Raw genomic sequence first — 17,084 nt, 5'->3', positions numbered from 1 at the left:
ATTCAAAGCGAAAACGAAACTTTTTAAGTGAACGCGGGAGGGCTGATAACCCTCCCGTGAATTTTACATCAGCTGAAGAAATAAAGCTGCGTCAGAGGCACACTCGTCGCGGGCTCAACAGTGGCGTGCTTGCCGTCAACAGTAACAGCGAAGGTTTCAGGGTTCACTTCAATGGTTGGCAATGCATTGTTGCGCACCATTGATTCCTTGCTGATGGCGCGTGTGTTGTACACCGGCACGACCTGAGATTTCAGTTCATAACGGTCCACGATGCCATTCTCGAAACCGGCCGCCGATGTGAAAGTGACACGGGTTTTCGGCGATGCGGAACCGAATTGTCCGTACATTGGACGATATATGACTGGCTGCGGCGTCGGCAGCGATGCGTTCGGATCACCCATGAGCGCCCATGAGATCATGCCGCCCTTGATAACCATCTTTGGCTTGGCACCAAAGAATGCAGGTTCCCATAGCACGAGGTCCGCCATTTTGCCGATTTCGATCGAACCCACAACATGCGAAACGCCCTGGGCAATCGCCGGATTGATCGTAACCTTGGAAACGAAACGCAGCACGCGCTGGTTGTCGTTGCCGGATTTGTCACCGTCATAAGCACCGAAGCGGGTCTTCATCAGATGCGCCGTCTGGATGGTGCGCATCCAGTTTTCACCGACGCGACCCATGGCCTGACTGTCGCTCGACAGGATAGAGATAGCACCAATATCATGCAGCACGTTTTCAGCTGCAATGGTTTCCGGGCGCACGCGGCTTTCAGCGAAAGCAACGTCGGTCGGAATCTTCGGGCTGAGATTGTGACAGATCATTGTCATATCGAACAATTCGGCCTGCGAATTGATGCCATAAGGCAGTGTCGGATTGGTCGAGCTTGGAATGACGTTCGACTGGCCTGCAACACGGATGATATCGGGCGCATGTCCGCCGCCTGCACCTTCGGTGTGATAGGTGTGGATGGTGCGGCCTTCAAAAGCGGCAATCGTGTTTTCAACGAAACCGGCTTCGTTCAGCGTATCGGTGTGGATACAGACCTGAATATCAAATTTATCCGCAACAGTCAGCGATGTGCGGATTGCTTCCGGCGTACTGCCCCAGTCTTCATGGATTTTAAGACCCATCGCGCCGGCTCTGATCTGCTCTTCGATCGTTACTACCGAGGACGAATTGCCCTTGCCGAGAACGCCCGCATTTACCGGCCAGCTGTCAAAAGAACGCAACATCATTTCGATGTTCCAGGTTCCCGGCGTAATGGTTGTGCCGTTCGTACCGTCCGTTGGGCCCACACCGCCGCCAAACAGCGTCGTTACACCGTTGCTAAGAGCCGCTTGTGCCTGCTGTGGCGAAATGAAGTGAACGTGCGCGTCAATGCCGCCTGCCGTCAAAATGAGATGCTCGCCCGAGATTGCATCGGTTCCCGGTCCGAGAGGCAACGTAACACCCGACATGGTGGACGGATTGCCGGCTTTACCAATGCCGTAAATGAGGCCGTTTTTAATACCGACGTCTGCTTTGATAACGCCCTGAACAGCATCAACGATTGTCACATTGGTAATAACCAGATCCGGTGCGCCGGCAGAGCTTGTCAGTTCGTTGTCATAGCCCATGCCGTCACGCAGGGTCTTGCCGCCGCCATAAACCGCTTCTTCACCATAAACGCGAAGGTCTTTTTCGATCTCGATATAAAGATCCGTGTCGCCCAGACGGATTTTATCGCCCGTGGTTGGACCATACAAATCCGAATATTGCTGCCGTGAGATTTTAGCCATTTCAGTATCCTGTTCGCTGGTTTTCGGAGCGGGCAATCAAGCTTTGTTTTTAAAGCCGTAGCGCTCAACGCGTTCCATTGCATCCGTCAGACGTGGACGGGATTCGTTGTAGCTTTCTTCGCCAACCCAGCCATTCACCAGACCGTTAAAGCCGAGAACGCGCTGCTTGCCCTGATAGGGCACCAGAACAACCTGCTTCTCGTCACCCGGCTCAAAGCGCAAAGCGGTGGTTGCAGGAATGTTAAGGCGCTTGCCGAATGCCTGTTCGCGGTCGAATTCGAGATCCGAATTCACTTCAAAGAAATGATAATGGGAACCCACCTGAATAGGGCGGTCACCCGTGTTGCGAACCTTCAGTGTTGTGGTTGGATAACCGGCATTGATCTCAATATCACCTTTGCCGAGAACCAGACCTCCAACAGGAGTCTTTGTATTATCTGCAGCCATAACTAAGCCTCCTGTGGGAATTATTGGATTGGATCGTGAACAGTGACAAGCCGGCTACCATCAGTGAAAACAGCTTCAACCTGTACATAAGGGATCATCTCAACAACGCCCTCCATCACATCATCTTTTGTGATGGTCTTACGGGCAAGTTCCATGACCTCTTCAAGCGTCTTGCCTGCACGTGCACCTTCAAGTGCCGCCGCCGCAATCAAAGATACGGTTTCAGGATGATTCAGCTTCAAACCCTGATCTTTACGACGCTGCGCGACAATCGCCAGCGTATGAATCATGAGCTTGTCAATCTCTCGCGGCGTGAAATGCATACGTAACCTCCGTACAAAGACAATGGGGAGATGGCATGCAGCAGCCCTTAAAGTTGCTCCCCTCGATTAAACCACCGCGTACAAGCTAGCAATCAGGTCGCTTGGGATCAATACTTATTTTACAAATAAATAATTAAAATTATAAGATAATTATTAACAGTCAAAAGAAGTTTGCAGTATTGATATATTGATCAATAGGATTTATTTTTTTCGAAAATTCTCTATTAAATTATATCAATTAGAATTTGGTTAAGACATAAATCCACGAAGCTGCAACAATCATACACAGAAGCATTACAATAATGCCAGTTCTGGCAAATTCCATAAATGATATTTTAATTCCGCGATCCCCCGCTTGTTCAACGACAATAATGCCCGCAAGGCTTCCAAAAACGATCATATTACTTGAAAAACCTGTTCCCAAAGCCAAAGCAGCTCCCAGCGCATCGGCACCTGCGCCTGAATGAAGATATGGTACAAGCAGCATCACGGCTGGGTTGTTTCCGACCAGATTACTCAAAACGCCACCGACAAAGAGCAAAGTAAGCGGATCGTTCAAGTCAAGCCCTGCCTCGCGCAAATGATTAAGCAAATCCTGCGGAATTTCCGTCGCTGCGATGGCCGCATTCACAATAAACAGACCCATGATCAGCAGCAGCAAATCGCCATCAACCTGTTTGAGCATATCATGTGATGAGACTTTTCGACTGATAAGGAGAATCCCTGCGCCCCCCATCGCTACAAGCTCGCGCGGCAAATCACTGAAGATAAACAATCCGATCACAACCAGCGCGACCAGACCCGTCTTTACTGTTTCCTGAACATCGATTTTTCCCGCCTGTGAAACATCAACACCTTTTGCAGCTTGCGTCTTTAGCTCCCACCGGCCCCGGTATGCGAAAACAATAACACCCCATACAATCGGCAATGACAGCAATGCAGGTATGGCCGCTATTTTCAGGAATCCGTTAAACGAAAGTCCGAGTTGCTGTGCGGTAATCATGTTTTGCGGGCTACCAATCAACGTGGCAGTTGAACCCGTATTAACGGCAAAGCAGAAAGCAAGAAGAAAGGGTACAGGATTAAGCCCCCTCGCCAGACTCACTGAAACCAGCAAGGGTGTCATAGCCACTGCAACCACATCTTTCGTCAGAAATGCCGAAAATGATGCGCCTACAATAATCATCACGCCGACCAGCAACGGCGGTGAGAGTGGCAGCTCCGTTACGCGCTTTGCAACCCAGCCATAAAATCCCGCAACAGAAAAGCCGGCTGATACCACCATCAGGCCGAACAACATGCCCAAAGTCTTGTAGTCAATCGCGTTCCATGCAGCTTGCGCAGTGAGACTGCCCGCCACAAGCATTGCGAGTGATCCGATAATTGCAGCACCCGTTCGATCGACTTTGAAACCTGGTAAAGTACCGCAACCCATCGCCAGATAGACAAGCAGAAATATGAGAACGGTAATATCCATGAGTGTCCACTATTTCGAAACGAGATACCAAATCACGTAGGGAATATGCCGATTAGCTACATTAAAGCAATAATTTCAATACGATGTTTTATGACATATGTTGAAAACCGGTCGCTATATTGATTTGAGATGCCTAATGCTCGTGAGGTTCATGCGGAATGATGGACACATCGCCATAAACGACAGCGCGTTGCGAAATGATTGAATTCGCAAATTGCTTAACATCCTTCACCGCCCCGCGAAGGAGGCTGACTTCAAGGCACAGCTCTTCATTCATATGGACATGCAACGAAGCGACGGACATTTGATGATGGTCATGATGCGAAGCCGTGAGTTTTTTCGCCAAATCGCGCGCATCATGCTGGTAAACGTAGCTTAATACACCCACACAATGCCGGGCCTCATCAGCTGCAATGTCTGCTTCACCTATGCTGGATCTGACAAGGTCACGAACTGCCTCAGAACGATTGGCATAGCCTTTTCGGGCAATTAATGCATCGAGGTCGTGCATCAGGTCATCATCAACGGTAATTGTTATTCGTTGCAATTTTTATGCTCCCGCAGAAAGTGATGAGTTTCAACGTTCTGCTTTTAGCTTTCCGTTGGTCATATAAATTATACTTATTTGAATATTTAGAGAATATCAAAAACTACGGGACGAAACTTTATGAAAGATCAACTTTACTGAAAATTTCGGACGCTGGTGTGTTTAGCTCTTTGGAGGGCCGGGGAAAAACGCATTGACACGCTGTTGCACGGCGCGAAATTTTTCACCGCGCGATTTCAACATATGTTGTTCTAGCGGCGGGATGCCGGAGACATGCACCAGCAGCCAGTACATCTGGATCGGAGCGAGCAGCGACAGCCAGCTCCACGGCGATGCGGTGATCGCCATCAGCGGCCATGCACACCAGAACAGCCATTCAAAAAAATAGTTTGGATGACGGGAATAGGCCCAGAGGCCGGTTTCGCAAATTTCAGTTTTGGCCTCCGGCGTTTTGCGAAACCGTGCAAGCTGAGAGTCAGACAGCGCTTCACCCATCAGTGCCACGGCGATGATCGCAACGGCAATCATGTCCCAGAAAATTGGGAAGCCGGGGCGGCTGATGGCAGCGAGATAGACCGACAGAACCAGAATGAAGGCTGCGAGAGCCTGTATTTGCAAAAACCAGAAAAGGCGTGAGGAAGCGCTTTCACCCCATTCTGTTATCAGCTTTGCATAACGTGGGTCGTCACCGTGGCTCACGCTTCGCTGTGTGATGTGCAAGCCAAGGCGCAGCGACCATGCCAGAACAAGGATCAGTATCGCCGAACGCCGCTGCCATGTCGCATCTGCAAGCACAACGGCTACGATTGCGCCTATACCCACTGAGAAAGACCAGATTGCGTCGATCCAGCCGCTTTTGCCGCTCTTGCGTGCAAGCCCCCATGCAAGCGTCATCGTGACAGACAGCGTAATGGCAACAATGAAGAGAAGACCGGGTTGCATGGCGAACCTTTGGCGAGGAGTGCGTTTTCTGCATGCAATACGTTTGATCCTGCTTTTTGGTTTCCTAAGCAGCTTAAAAAATTAAAAAAGTTCAGCAGCCGATTGAACCGAACCCCCTCTCAAAACGTAAGAGGATGAAAACGTATCAGAGAGCCAAGCCAAGTGCGCGGTGAAAAGAGGGACTATGGATATCACGAAACATCCGGGTAGCTTTAGACGTCTCAAGATCGCGATTATCGGCAGCGGGATTTCAGGGCTGTCTGCTGCGTGGCTGCTCTCGAAACGTCATGATGTGACTGTTTTTGAAGCATCTGATCGCATCGGCGGCCACAGCAATACCGTCGAGTTTGAGAGCAGCGTCGGTCCGGTCGCGGTCGATACAGGGTTCATTGTTTATAATGAAGTGACCTATCCCAATCTGACTGCATTGTTTCGTGCGCTTGATGTCCCGACTGCCCCGTCCAACATGTCGTTTGCGGTTTCAGTCGGAAACGGAGCATATGAATATTCAGGCGGCACAGGTTTCGGACTCTTTGCCCAGCGCTCCAATCTGGTCAGTCTGCGCTTCTGGTCGATGATCCGTGATCTGCTGCGCTTTTATCGCAATGCGCCAAAAGATCTCGGCATCATGGGTGGCATTTCGCTTGATGATTATCTGGCACGCAATGATTATGGCCGCGCCTTCCGTGATGACCATCTTTATCCGATGGCGGCGGCGATCTGGTCCACCCCTGCCATGGAAGTCGGTCGATATCCGGCAGCAAGCTTCGTGCGCTTTTGCTGCAACCATGGACTTCTGGCTCTTCGTGACAGGCCGATCTGGCGTACGGTATCCGGGGGCAGTCGGGAATATGTAAAGCGTATCACCAGACCCTATGCAGACCGCATCATGCTTTCGACGCCCATCAAATCCGTGCGCCGTTCAGAAAGTTTGGTCGAGTTGCTCGACGGAAACGGAGTTTCCCATGTTTTCGACGATGTCGTGATCGCCACCCATGCCGATCAGGCTTTGCGAATGCTGGCCGATCCGACTGCCGATGAAAGCCGCATTCTCGGCGCGTTTCAATATTCACGCAATGAAGCGGTGTTGCATAGCGATGTAACGCTGATGCCAAAACGCCGTGCAGCGTGGTCGAGCTGGAATTATCTTACCAATGCAGCCACTGGTCCAACACAGCCGTCGATCACCTACTGGATGAACCGCCTGCAACCGTTGGGCCGCGCACCCGAGACGTTTGTCACACTCAATCCTTGTCGGGCGCCGCGCGAGGCGCTGGTGATCCGGCGCGAGGTCTATGAACATCCGATTTTCGACATGGCAACGGATCGTGCGCAGAAGGAAATCTGGTCATTGCAAGGACAGCGGCGGACTTGGTTCTGTGGCGCGCATTTCGGCTCCGGCTTTCATGAGGACGGGCTTCAGGCAGGTCTCGCCGTGGCGGAAGATCTGGGTGGTCTGCGCCGCCCATGGAAGGTCGAGCAGGAAAGTGGGCGCATTGTTCGCCAACCATTGCCGATCCGGGAGCGGATACGGCCATGACCCAAAACTTCCAGTCTGCACTTTTCCCCGGCCATGTGACCCACGCGCGCTTACGGCCAAAGGTTCATAAGCTGGCTTATAAAATCTATTCGCTTCTGCTCGATCTCGATGAATTGGAAGCGCTTGATGGCAAGTTGAAGCTGTTTTCGCTCGACCGTTTCAATCTGTTTTCATTCTATAGAAAAGACAGGGGCGATGGATCGGCCACGTCGCTGCGCTTGCAGGTCGAACGTGCCATGGATGTAGCCGGCGTCACGCCCGATGGCGGCGCTATCCGCCTGCTCACCATGCCGCGTATTGCGGGCTGGGCTTTCAATCCGCTGAGTGTTTTCTTCTGCTATAATCGTGGCGGCGAAATTGTCGCGATCCTCTGGGAGGTCGATAATACCTTCCGCCAGCGCCATGGCTATATGATCCCGGTCGACGATGCTGCAAGCGGACGCATCGTGCAAAGCTGCGACAAGGCTTTTTACGTCTCGCCCTTCATGGATATGAGGCTGCGATATGAATTTGAGGTCACTCCACCGACAGACAAGTTGGCGATCCGCATCAACAGTTTTGATGATGAAGGTCTGCTTTTGACGGCTCGCCATCAGGCGCACCGGGTTGAATTGACTGACGGAGCCTTGCTGCGCGCTTTCTTTGCAATTCCGTTTCTCACCTTGAAAGTGGTTGGCGGTATTCACTGGGAAGCGCTGAAAATCTGGTTGAAGGGCATCGGTTTGCGCAAACGACCCGCACCGCCAGAGATTTCCATCACATCTGTTCGTAACGAGACCGTCCAAAAGAGGAACAAGGCCGCATGAGCCAACTCGACGAATATCATCGACTACCCGCGTCAAGCCGGATAGACCGGACCGCTTTCAGCCCCTCGGCTATAGTGTTGAAGCGGCTGCTGAAACAGGTCCGGCATGGGCGCTTGGTGCTTTCACTCCCCGGTGGAGAGGTTCTGGCCGCCAATGGCTCCTCACCCGGACCGGAAGCGAAGATCGAAATCATCAAGTGGAACAGCCTGCGTCGGTTGCTGACGGGCGGGGATATTGGCTTTGCGCAAGCCTATATCGAGGGTGAATGGACATCCCCTGATCTGACCTCGGTCATCCGTTTTGCGGTGCGCAATCGCGATACGTTGCTTTCTACGTTGCGCGGGTCGATCTGGATGCGGGCATTGAACCGTATCGGCCATCTGCTTAATGCCAATACGCGGCGTGGAAGCCGTCGAAACATTGAAGCACATTATGATCTCGGCAATGATTTCTATGCGCGATGGCTTGATCCTTCGATGTTGTATTCATCGGGAATCTGGAGCGAGACGAGCGATAGCCTTGAGAGTGCGCAGGGACAAAAATTGCAGCGTATCGCTGAGAAACTGGCGGTTGAGAACGGCGAGAAAATTCTCGAAATCGGGTGTGGCTGGGGTGCACTGGCGAGCTATCTTGCAAAGCATCAGGGTGCGCATGTGACGGGAATAACCCTCTCGCCATCGCAGCTTGCCTGGGCAGCGCAGCTTGTCGCGCAGAGGGGGCAGAATAATTCAGTTGATCTGCGCTTGCAGGATTATCGCGATGTTCAGGGTCAGTTCGACCGCATTGTATCAATCGAGATGTTTGAGGCCGTCGGCGAAGCCTATTGGCCTGAATATTTCGCAACGCTGAAGCGGTGCCTCAAACCCAACGGCAGAGCGGTCTTACAGGTCATTTCGATCGAGGAAACACGTTACGAGGACTATCGCCGCAAGGCCGACTTCATCCAGAAATTCATCTTTCCGGGCGGCTTTTTGCCTTCAGATCAGGTGTTTGAGCGTGATCTTGTGAAGGCTGGTCTGGTGTTAAAGGAGACAGAGCATTTCGGCCACTCCTATGCGCTGACACTTGCCGAATGGCGTCAGCGTTTCATCGCCAACTGGCCGGAAATCCAAAAGCTTGGTTTCGACGATAAATTCCGGCGGCTTTGGGAATATTACCTTTGCTATTGCGAAGGGGGATTTGAAGAAGGCGCGATCAATGTCGGCCTTTACACGATTGAACATGCTTAGGTTCTAGGTTCACTACCAGAGGAGGCATCGATGAAATGGATAGTGGTGATCGGCATGGTGACGGTTTTGTTTCCTCTCTCGGTGCACGCCGCAGAGATCAATGGAAACTGGGCGAGGGGAGATGGTAAGGCTCGGGTAAAAATTGCCGGATGCGGCAAGGATATTTGCGCCACCAATACCTGGATCAAACCCGGGACACCGAAAGAGAAAGCGGGAGACCGGCTGGTGATGAGCATCAACAAAACTTCTGAGGGCCTATATTCAGGCACCGCTTTCGATCCGCAACGCAACCTTAACTACAAGATTAGTGTGAAGGTTGATGGTGACCATATGACTTCCAATGGCTGTGTTCTGGCTGGCATCCTGTGTCGGAGTGTGGGCTGGACCCGAATTAAATAAGAAAGCTGGTTATCGATGAAAGATTATCTCATAGCCTATGGCGCAACGGCGCTTGCTTTTCTGGCTATTGATGCCGTTTGGCTCTCCAATATGGCCAACGTGATTTATCGTCCGATTATGGGCGATATGATGCTGTCAGGGTTTCGTTTGGCACCGGCTATCGTTTTCTATGTGATCTTTGTGTTTGGACTGGTGTTCTTTGCGGTAAAGCCCGGACTTATTGCTGGTAACGCTTCTGTTACACTTGTTAATGGAGCGCTTCTAGGATTTATTGCCTATGCGACCTACGATCTCACCAATCAGGCGACACTGAAAAACTGGTCTTGGGCGCTGACGATCGCTGATATGATATGGGGTACTGTTCTGTCTGCTGCCTCTGCCTATATTGGCTATTGGGTGACATCGCGGATCAGCGGATAAACTGGAGTAAGGACATGCAAAAATTGGGGCTTCTGGCTGTCTTTGCATTCGTTATTGTCGTGGTGGGAATGGCAATCGGGATTGGGTTCCCGCCGGGTGAATGGTATGCATCGCTTCAAAAGCCGTGGTTTACCCCGCCCAATGCAGCTTTCGCTCCGATATGGACGATCCTGTATGTCTTCATTGCGATTGCGGGCTGGCGGACATGGATCAGTGATTCCGGTTGGAGTCGTCGCGGTCCCTGGTTTGGCCAGATGATTTTAAACTTCCTGTGGTCGCCGATTTTCTTTGGCGCTCATTTGACCATACTGGGACTTGTCGTGATCATCGGCGTCTGGCTTTGTGTGCTACTGTTCATCATTCGTGCATGGCAACCAGATCGTATCTCGGCGCTGCTATTCGTGCCGTATCTGATATGGCTGTCGCTGGCGACCGCGTTGAACGCGGCAATTGTCGTGTTGAACTAACAGAAGGCGGCATATTTGCCGCCTTCTGTTTTATTGTGTCTCTTATTCCAAAATCGTTTCATACTTTTCGGGGTGCGCTCTAAATGCCAATCAATGGCTGTACGAGTCGCATAAGCCAGCTCTGGAATTTTAGCGGTGCATCAGTCACGGCAAGGCAGATACAATCGCCATCAGGCGAGGCAATTGGCTGATGCACAAGATCAGCATCCGCGTCTTCAATATCGCCGCGCGCGAACAGTCCGGTGCCATCATGGAAACTGCCGCTTAGCACCAATGTCAGTTCGCGACCGCCATGCCCATGCTCGGGCACCGGCTTCCCCGCGGGAATTCGCAAAAGGCGAACCTGCGTTTCGCCGTCGCGCGTTTTGATCGGTACTTGATAGGCGCCCCGACCAAGCGATTTCCATTTCAGGTCCGGTAAATCGCCGCCGACGTAAGATCGCAGTGGCTCCGGTATCACGGCAGGCATTTTTATTTCGGTGCGTGGTGCCGAATGCGCGGGTGAGGGCGGAGCTTTCTGAAGCCTGCCTTTGAAGTTGTCCCATGTGGATGCTTCAATCGTCCCGGGTTCAACCGTTTCAAGAAGCTGTCCGCCAATTTGCTCAAATTGTTTGAGCCGGGAACGGCAGGACGGGCACAGCGCAAGATGGGTGGCGACAGCAATGCTCCAGCCTTCGGCCAGTGTGCCGGCGGCATAGCTCGAGAGGAGTTCGTCGCTCACATGATGTTTGATATTCATCATCGCGCTCCCGAGTGTTCGAGCGCTGCGCGCAATTTGCTGAATGCCAGCCGCAGGCGAGATTTGACCGTGCCGATCGGAAGGTTCAACTTCTTTGCGATGGCACTATGTGTGCTTTCCTCGAAATAAGCGAGTTCCAGGAGAGTGCTTTGTTCTTTCGGTAAATCAGCCATTGCCGCGCGCAACTGGCTGGCGGACTGCCGGTCCACGATCCTCATGTCGGCTGGTTGCTCCTCGTCGGGCACAAAGGCTGGATCGGTTGGGTCAAACTCCGGGCGTCGGGCTCGTCGTAAAGCGTCAACGCGCTGGTTGCGTGCGATGGTGAAAATCCAGGTCGACAAGGCGCCTTTGGAAAAATCAAACTGATCTGCCTTGTTCCAGACCGTAATCATGGTCTCTTGCATTAATTCTTCCGCTGTTTGCGTATCGGCAGACAGTTTAGCCATATAGGCCTTCACCCGTGGTGCGAAATGCTTGAAAATCACCTCGAATGCGTCCACGTCGCGCCGGGAACTGACCGCCAGCATCAATTCCTCCAGTGAGGGCTGATTTTCCGAAGCAGTCCGTTCATTCATCTGTATTGAATCCCGTTTGCTCAGATGTGGAGAAGCCAGAAGCGGCAAATTGCGCTCTACTTTCTTGTGCCATGTCTGTGAGGCAAAGGAAACATTTGCATTCATGAAGCATCATACGAATGTTTCATCAAACTGGATCACAGCATTGGCCATTATTCCCTTCGAGTTGGTGCAGCGAAGGAGGAAAACCGGGGTCTGCATCTTGCTGATCCTGTCGTTGCAAAGGACGCCACAACAGCAATTCTCGCTTAAGGCGATATTGACCGGAGCTGATAAAGGTTGAATACGAACGCTCTCGATTCCCAAAATGCAGTGACAGCAATGAATTCTTGAAATGCATTTTCGAATTTCTTTTTTGGAGCTTGGTTTTGGACACGGTTGATGTTTTGATTTTGGGTGCGGGCGCGGCAGGCATGATGTGTGCTGTCGAAGCTGCGAAGCGTGGCCGTTCGGTTCTTGTCCTTGATCACTCAAAGACACCGGGCGATAAAATCAGAATCTCTGGCGGTGGAAGGTGTAACTTCACGAACATTCACACCAGTCCTAAAAACTTTATTTCTCAAAATCCGCATTTTTGCATTTCTGCATTAAGCCGCTATACGCCAACCGACTTCATCAACCTTGTGAAACGCTATGATATCTCGTTTCATGAAAAGACACTTGGTCAGCTTTTTTGCGATGGATCGGCCATCCAGATTATAAAAATGCTGCGTAATGAGATGGAGATCAACGGCGCTCATCTGCAGCTTCAAACTTCCATTGAGAGTGTGAGCAAAACGGACAGGGGATTCGTGGTTCGCCATTCTCACGGCACCACGATTGCGCAATCGCTCGTTGTTGCGACCGGTGGTAAGTCCATTCCAAAAATGGGCGCCACAGGATTAGGTTATGAAATTGCTTCAAGCTTCGGACTAAAGCTTGTCGAAACGCGCCCCGGCTTGGTGCCTTTGACGTTTGAACCGCATCTTCTGGAACGCCTGAAGCCATTGGCAGGTGTTGCGGTCGATGCAAAGGTGCACTGCGGAAAAACGCAGTTTTCAGAGGCCGCGTTGTTTACGCATCGTGGCGTAAGCGGGCCAGCTATCTTGCAGATCTCGTCTTATTGGCGGGAAGGCAGCGAGATAGCCATGTCCATGGCACCGGAAGTCAATGTACTTGAAAAACTGCGTATACTGCGAAGAGAAAACGGCAAACAAGCTTTGCAGACTGCTTTAGCTTCATTTCTTCCAAAAAAACTCGCGCAAATTATTGCAGCCGATATTTCCGCTCCTGATAAACTGGCCGATATGTCGGATGAAATTCTGCGCCAGGTTGACAGTGCGGTAAATAATTGGACGGTCAAGCCTGCTGGTTCTGAAGGTTATCGCACTGCGGAAGTAACTATTGGTGGCGTAGACACGAAAGAGCTAAATTCCAAAACCATGGAAGCAAACAAAGTATCGGGCCTTTATTTTATCGGCGAAGTCGTGGATGTCACCGGATGGCTTGGCGGGTATAACTTTCAATGGGCGTGGTCTTCGGGCTGGAGTGCAGGCCACGTTGTTTGATCTTTCATCAATATTGACTCATTAATTTTACATTAAAATTAAGTATAGCTTTTCTAGGAGTCCCCTCCACCTTGTGGCGAAGGGGGCTCTTAACTTATGATGCTCTAGTTAGAGTGAAATGCCAGAGTTGATCGTCATAATTAATGTATCCGACCAAGCCGTCGTCTGTCCGACATCAACGCCTTTGAGACCAAACGGGTTAATTGAGCAGAGAGGACTTTCGGCTCATCATAGCTCAATTAAAGGAAGCAAAGATGAGACAGAAACCCGTTCCGCAAACGTCTACCGGATATACGGCGCGCGACGCGCAAGCATTATTCTGCAGAGGATAAAATCCGTATTGTGTTGGAAGGCCTGCGTGGCGAGGACAGCATTGCCGGGATTTGTCGCCGTGAGGGGATCGGCGAGAGCCTGTATTATAGCTGGCCGAAGGAGTTTCTCGAAGCTGGCAAGAAACTCCTTGCTGGCAATACGGCCCGCTCGGCGACCAGTGACGAGGTTCGGTCACTGGGTCGTGAAAGCCGTGACCTGAAAGAGGCATTGGCCGACGTCATACTGGAAAACCGCCTGCTCAAAAAAGCATGATCGGGGATGGGGGCGACGACGAATGAGATATCCCGCCACCGAAAAGCTTGGGATCTTCCGGCTTGTGGAGCAGTCGCATTTGTCAGCTAGGCCCCTCCTCGACAAGCTGGGCATTCCAAGACCGACCTTCTATCGATGGTATGATCGTTTCCAGACCCACGGTTTCGAGGGGCTGGAAGACCAGACGTCCGCACCGTCACGGGTATGGAACCGCATTCCTGATGACATCCGGGATCGCATCATCGAAATGGCGCTGGACCACGCCGACCTGTCACCACGAGAGCGGGCGGTGAAGTTCACCGATACGGAAAGTTATTTTGTATCAGAGGCTTTGGTCTATCGTCTGCTCAAGGTCCACGACCTGATCACGTCACCAGCCTCTATTGTCATCAAGGCCAATGATGAGTTCAAGGACAAGACCACGCGGCCGAATAAAATGTGGCAGACCGACTTCACCTATCTGAAAGTTGTCGGTTGGGGCTGGTTTTATTTGTCGACCATCCTTGATGACTATTCCCGCTACATCATCGCCTGGAAACTGTGCACCAGCATGAAAGTCGAGGATGTCACCGATACACTCGACCTGGCACTGGCAACTTCAGGCTGCGATAAGGTCAAGGTCGAACACCGTCCCCGCCTGCTGTCGGACAACGCTTCATGTTACGTCGCTTCCGACCTTGGTGACTGGCTGGACAAATACAAAATCAGCCAAGGCCATGGCGCTCCCGGTCATCCGCAAACGCAGGGCAAGATCGAACGCTGGCACCAGACGCTCAAGAACCGCATCCTGCTCGAAAACTACTTCTTCAAGCAGGACCTCGAAGCCCAGATCGCAGCCTTCGTCGATCACTACAATCATCGCAGATACCACGAGAGCCTCGACAATCTCACCCCGGCTGACGTTGACTTCCGACGTGGACAGACCATCCTAATCGAACGCGAAAGGATCAAACGAGACACCATCAAAAAACCCCGCTTAAACCACCAGGCCAAAGCAGCTTAAATCAACCCGCAAAACAAGCCGGAAACTCCAATCTTCAAGAGCACAAAAAGTCTCAAATCATTCCACGACGGACACGTTTCTTGCCAGCTTCGAGAAACTCCTTCGACCAGCTATAATACAGGCTCTCGCCGATCCCCTCACGGCGACAAATCCCGGCAATGCTGTCCTCGCCACGCAGGCCTTCCAACACAATACGGATTTTATCCTCTGCAGAATAATGCTTGCGCGTCGCGCGCCGTATATCCTTCATCGTCTTCTCAGCGGTAGACGTTTGCGGAACGGGTTTCTGTCTCATCTTTGCTTCCTTTAATTGAGCTATGATGAGCCGAAAGTCCTCTCTGCTCAATTAACACTGTTTGGTCTCAAAGGCGTTGATGTCGGACAAGCTTCACCATGTCGTGTCAGACATCACCGGCGTCAAAGGCATGAGGATCATCCGGGCAATCGTTGCCGGCGAACGTGACCCCGATGTGCTGGCATCCTTGCGCGATATCCGTTGTCACTCCTCGGTCGAAACGATACGCGCATCCCTGGTTGGGAATGATCAAGATGAACACATCTTTGCGCTTTCCCAATCGTTGGACCTGTACGACTTTTATCAGCAAAAGATGCTCGAATGCGATCACAAGCTCGAGCAGGCGATAGCCCCAATGACGCGTAATGTCGAGAAGCCACAATCGCCGTTGCCTAAGATCAGAATAAAGACGAAGCAGCCGAATACGCCATCGTTTGATGTCCGGGCCGCATTATATGGCCTTGTAGGAACGGACTTGACACAAATCCATGGCTTCGGTGCATCACTTGCTCTGAAGTTGATTGGTGAGTGCGGCACAGATTTGCGGGCATGGCCAACAGCCAAACACTTTACATCGTGGCTTTGCCTGGCTCCGAGCAACAAGATATCTGGCGGCAGATTTCTTTTGTCGAGAACGCGCCGATCATCGAGTCGGGCAGCCGCACTCATACGGTTGGCAGCTACCATGATTGGCCGAAGCGATACAGCACTGGGTGCGTTTTACCGACGTTTGGCAGGACGTATCGGCAAGCAGAAAGCAGTGACGGCGACTGCACGGAAGATCGCTGTGCTCTTCTTCAACGCCCTTCGCTTCGGTATGGCTTATCGTGATCCTGGTGCAGAGGCATATGATGAGCGACATCGCGGCCGGGTTCTGGCAAGCCTACAACGCCGTGCTCGAGCTTTGGGATATCAGCTTGATCCCATCCCAGATGCAAAGAGTGTTTCTTAGGAAAGACCTGGGCGTCGATCTGCAACTTCTGAGTAATCGGGAGAAAACGCTGTTGGTTGACGCCCTAAAAGATCTTTATCAACTCCCTGATCTGCTTACTCAGTTGGAATTGGCGCGCAGCTCATATTTTTACCATCGAACCCGCATGAGGATGAGCGATAAGTACCTCACTATTCGTCAAAACATCACCGAAATCTTCGAAGCCAACCGTCGATGCTATGGCTACCGCAGGCTACAGGCGTCATTAGCCAAACAATCCGTTACAATCTCCGAGAAGGTTGTACAGCGCTTGATGAAACAGGAGAACCTGATCGTTGCCACGCCAAAGCGGCGGCGATATCGCTCTTATCTCGGAGAAATCAGTCCAGCACCCGAGAACCTTATTAATCGCGACTTCAAGGCCACAGCGCCGAATGAGAAATGGCTGACTGATATCACTGAATTCCATATCCCGGCTGGCAAGGTGTATCTCTCACCCATCATCGACTGTTTCGATGGTTTGGTCATCAGCTGGTCTATCGGAGTGAGACCAGCTGCGCAATTGGTCAACACGATGCTCGATGCCGCCATCGAAACTGTGAGCGACGCAGATAAACGGCCAATAGTGCATTCTGATCGGGGTGCGCACTATCGCTGGCCGGGTTGGCTATCGAGGATCAGTGATGCGAAGCTGGTGTACGCAATGTCCCGCAAGGCGTGTTCCCCAGATAGCGCTGCATGCGAAGGCTTCTTCGGAAGGCTGAAAACAGAATACTTTTATCCCAGCGATTGGAAGAGCACCACACTCGAGCAGTTTATCAAGGAAGTCGATGGCTACATTCGATGGTACAACGAGAAGCGGATCAAAATGTCACTTGGCGCACGAAGCCCAATCGAAAATCGAAACAGTCTTGGCATTGTAACGTAAAACCAGTCCAAATTTTCGTCCGCACCCCCGGCAATCAACACCTTACCGACCAAACGGTTCAAACATGCCGCTTTACGTTGCGAGAAGAAAGAAACTTCCGTTC

17 protein-coding genes and 3 pseudogenes are annotated in these 17,084 nt (G+C 51.6%); 11 read left to right on the top strand and 9 right to left on the bottom strand.

Annotation, left to right across the window (positions count from 1 at the left end):
• Positions 1 to 68 precede the first annotated feature (68 nt).
• The 6 genes from H5024_RS13365 to H5024_RS13340 form a co-directional block, all read right to left on the bottom strand.
• Positions 69 to 1,781, bottom strand: coding sequence for an urease subunit alpha (locus H5024_RS13365; RefSeq protein ID WP_187547617.1), 1,713 nt, complete (start codon positions 1,779 to 1,781; stop codon positions 69 to 71).
• Between the two features lie 36 nt (positions 1,782 to 1,817).
• The gene (locus tag H5024_RS13360; protein ID WP_187547615.1) at positions 1,818 to 2,228 is read right to left on the bottom strand and encodes an urease subunit beta; all 411 of its coding nucleotides are present in this window, start codon (positions 2,226 to 2,228) and stop codon (positions 1,818 to 1,820) included.
• Between the two features lie 20 nt (positions 2,229 to 2,248).
• The gene (locus H5024_RS13355) at positions 2,249 to 2,551 is read right to left on the bottom strand and encodes an urease subunit gamma (RefSeq protein WP_187547608.1); all 303 of its coding nucleotides are present in this window, start codon (positions 2,549 to 2,551) and stop codon (positions 2,249 to 2,251) included.
• A 238-nt stretch (positions 2,552 to 2,789) separates the two neighbouring features.
• Entirely contained in the window at positions 2,790 to 4,028 is a 1,239-nt protein-coding gene (locus tag H5024_RS13350; RefSeq protein ID WP_187547606.1) for an SLC13 family permease, read from the bottom strand.
• 133 nt (positions 4,029 to 4,161) lie between these two features.
• On the bottom strand, positions 4,162 to 4,575 hold the full coding sequence (gene nikR / locus H5024_RS13345) for a nickel-responsive transcriptional regulator NikR (protein WP_187547603.1): 414 nt from the start codon (positions 4,573 to 4,575) through the stop codon (positions 4,162 to 4,164).
• Positions 4,576 to 4,737: 162 nt separating this feature from the next.
• Positions 4,738 to 5,517 carry a DUF1295 domain-containing protein gene (locus tag H5024_RS13340; protein ID WP_187547601.1) on the bottom strand — a complete coding sequence of 260 codons (780 nt, stop codon included), beginning with the start codon at positions 5,515 to 5,517 and terminating at the stop codon, positions 4,738 to 4,740.
• A 184-nt stretch (positions 5,518 to 5,701) separates the two neighbouring features.
• Between H5024_RS13340 and H5024_RS13335 the strand changes: the two genes are divergently transcribed.
• From H5024_RS13335 to H5024_RS13310, 6 genes are read left to right on the top strand one after another with little or no spacing between them, the layout of a single operon-like run.
• A complete protein-coding gene (locus H5024_RS13335; RefSeq protein WP_187547599.1) occupies positions 5,702 to 7,057 on the top strand; it encodes an NAD(P)/FAD-dependent oxidoreductase in 1,356 nt (451 codons plus the stop codon).
• The gene (locus H5024_RS13330) at positions 7,054 to 7,863 is read left to right on the top strand and encodes a DUF1365 family protein (protein ID WP_187547597.1); all 810 of its coding nucleotides are present in this window, start codon (positions 7,054 to 7,056) and stop codon (positions 7,861 to 7,863) included. Before H5024_RS13335 ends, H5024_RS13330 begins: the two co-directional genes overlap by 4 nt.
• Positions 7,860 to 9,092, top strand: a complete 1,233-nt coding sequence (locus H5024_RS13325; RefSeq protein WP_187547594.1) for a cyclopropane-fatty-acyl-phospholipid synthase family protein — start codon at positions 7,860 to 7,862, stop codon at positions 9,090 to 9,092. Before H5024_RS13330 ends, H5024_RS13325 begins: the two co-directional genes overlap by 4 nt.
• A 30-nt stretch (positions 9,093 to 9,122) precedes the next feature.
• Positions 9,123 to 9,491: a DUF2147 domain-containing protein gene (locus H5024_RS13320; protein ID WP_187547592.1), complete on the top strand. Its 369-nt coding sequence runs from the start codon at positions 9,123 to 9,125 to the stop codon at positions 9,489 to 9,491.
• A gap of 15 nt (positions 9,492 to 9,506) precedes the next feature.
• Complete coding sequence (locus H5024_RS13315; protein ID WP_187547590.1) at positions 9,507 to 9,911, top strand: DUF2177 family protein; 405 nt, start codon at positions 9,507 to 9,509, stop codon at positions 9,909 to 9,911.
• Positions 9,912 to 9,925: 14 nt separating this feature from the next.
• On the top strand, positions 9,926 to 10,378 hold the full coding sequence (locus H5024_RS13310) for a TspO/MBR family protein (RefSeq protein WP_187547588.1): 453 nt from the start codon (positions 9,926 to 9,928) through the stop codon (positions 10,376 to 10,378).
• Positions 10,379 to 10,457: 79 nt separating this feature from the next.
• On the opposite strand, the gene H5024_RS13305 is transcribed toward H5024_RS13310, so the two are convergent.
• Positions 10,458 to 11,117 (bottom strand): ChrR family anti-sigma-E factor, encoded by a 660-nt coding sequence (locus H5024_RS13305; protein WP_187548615.1) that lies wholly within the window; start codon positions 11,115 to 11,117, stop codon positions 10,458 to 10,460.
• A complete protein-coding gene (locus tag H5024_RS13300; protein ID WP_247875288.1) occupies positions 11,117 to 11,644 on the bottom strand; it encodes a sigma-70 family RNA polymerase sigma factor in 528 nt (175 codons plus the stop codon). Before H5024_RS13300 ends, H5024_RS13305 begins: the two co-directional genes overlap by 1 nt.
• Before the next feature lie 151 nt (positions 11,645 to 11,795).
• Between H5024_RS13300 and H5024_RS13295 the strand changes: the two genes are divergently transcribed.
• From H5024_RS13295 to H5024_RS13285, 3 genes are all read left to right on the top strand, one after another.
• The gene (locus tag H5024_RS13295; RefSeq protein WP_187547586.1) at positions 11,796 to 11,975 is read left to right on the top strand and encodes a hypothetical protein; all 180 of its coding nucleotides are present in this window, start codon (positions 11,796 to 11,798) and stop codon (positions 11,973 to 11,975) included.
• 85 nt (positions 11,976 to 12,060) lie between these two features.
• Positions 12,061 to 13,239, top strand: coding sequence for an NAD(P)/FAD-dependent oxidoreductase (locus H5024_RS13290; protein WP_187547584.1), 1,179 nt, complete (start codon positions 12,061 to 12,063; stop codon positions 13,237 to 13,239).
• A 291-nt stretch (positions 13,240 to 13,530) separates the two neighbouring features.
• A protein-coding gene (locus tag H5024_RS13285) for an IS3 family transposase (protein ID WP_187548613.1) occupies positions 13,531 to 14,827 on the top strand; the annotation gives its coding sequence in 2 pieces (ribosomal slippage) (positions 13,531 to 13,814 and positions 13,813 to 14,827; 1,299 coding nt in all).
• 70 nt (positions 14,828 to 14,897) lie between these two features.
• Here the strand turns inward: H5024_RS13285 and H5024_RS13280 are convergent.
• A pseudogene (locus tag H5024_RS13280) lies at positions 14,898 to 15,122 on the bottom strand (transposase); the annotation flags it as partial.
• 79 nt (positions 15,123 to 15,201) lie between these two features.
• Here H5024_RS13280 and H5024_RS21620 point away from each other — a divergent pair.
• Both H5024_RS21620 and H5024_RS13270 read left to right on the top strand, forming a co-directional pair.
• Positions 15,202 to 15,834: pseudogene (locus tag H5024_RS21620) on the top strand (transposase); the annotation flags it as partial.
• Between the two features lie 231 nt (positions 15,835 to 16,065).
• A pseudogene (locus tag H5024_RS13270) lies at positions 16,066 to 16,981 on the top strand (IS3 family transposase); the annotation flags it as partial.
• Positions 16,982 to 17,084: the final 103 nt, after the last annotated feature.

The sequence above is a fragment of the Ochrobactrum sp. Marseille-Q0166 genome, from assembly GCF_014397025.1.
Lineage (GTDB): Bacteria > Pseudomonadota > Alphaproteobacteria > Rhizobiales > Rhizobiaceae > Brucella.
Note: the sequence above shows the minus strand (reverse complement) of the source record. Positions and strands in the feature narration are given on the sequence as shown.

What these genes read in the sequence shown, in the direction of transcription:
- H5024_RS13305 (WP_187548615.1), bottom strand. Translation starts at nt 11,117, where the DNA reads ATGAATATCAAACATCATGTGAGCGACGAACTCCTCTCGAGCTATGCC.
- H5024_RS13355 (WP_187547608.1), bottom strand. Translation starts at nt 2,551, where the DNA reads ATGCATTTCACGCCGCGAGAGATTGACAAGCTCATGATTCATACGCTG.
- H5024_RS13365 (WP_187547617.1), bottom strand. Translation starts at nt 1,781, where the DNA reads ATGGCTAAAATCTCACGGCAGCAATATTCGGATTTGTATGGTCCAACC.
- H5024_RS13300 (WP_247875288.1), bottom strand. Translation starts at nt 11,644, where the DNA reads ATGCTGGCGGTCAGTTCCCGGCGCGACGTGGACGCATTCGAGGTGATT.
- H5024_RS13325 (WP_187547594.1), top strand. Translation starts at nt 7,860, where the DNA reads ATGAGCCAACTCGACGAATATCATCGACTACCCGCGTCAAGCCGGATA.
- H5024_RS13330 (WP_187547597.1), top strand. Translation starts at nt 7,054, where the DNA reads ATGACCCAAAACTTCCAGTCTGCACTTTTCCCCGGCCATGTGACCCAC.
- H5024_RS13315 (WP_187547590.1), top strand. Translation starts at nt 9,507, where the DNA reads ATGAAAGATTATCTCATAGCCTATGGCGCAACGGCGCTTGCTTTTCTG.
- H5024_RS13350 (WP_187547606.1), bottom strand. Translation starts at nt 4,028, where the DNA reads ATGGATATTACCGTTCTCATATTTCTGCTTGTCTATCTGGCGATGGGT.
- H5024_RS13360 (WP_187547615.1), bottom strand. Translation starts at nt 2,228, where the DNA reads ATGGCTGCAGATAATACAAAGACTCCTGTTGGAGGTCTGGTTCTCGGC.
- H5024_RS13320 (WP_187547592.1), top strand. Translation starts at nt 9,123, where the DNA reads ATGAAATGGATAGTGGTGATCGGCATGGTGACGGTTTTGTTTCCTCTC.
- H5024_RS13310 (WP_187547588.1), top strand. Translation starts at nt 9,926, where the DNA reads ATGCAAAAATTGGGGCTTCTGGCTGTCTTTGCATTCGTTATTGTCGTG.
- H5024_RS13340 (WP_187547601.1), bottom strand. Translation starts at nt 5,517, where the DNA reads ATGCAACCCGGTCTTCTCTTCATTGTTGCCATTACGCTGTCTGTCACG.
- H5024_RS13295 (WP_187547586.1), top strand. Translation starts at nt 11,796, where the DNA reads ATGAAGCATCATACGAATGTTTCATCAAACTGGATCACAGCATTGGCC.
- H5024_RS13335 (WP_187547599.1), top strand. Translation starts at nt 5,702, where the DNA reads ATGGATATCACGAAACATCCGGGTAGCTTTAGACGTCTCAAGATCGCG.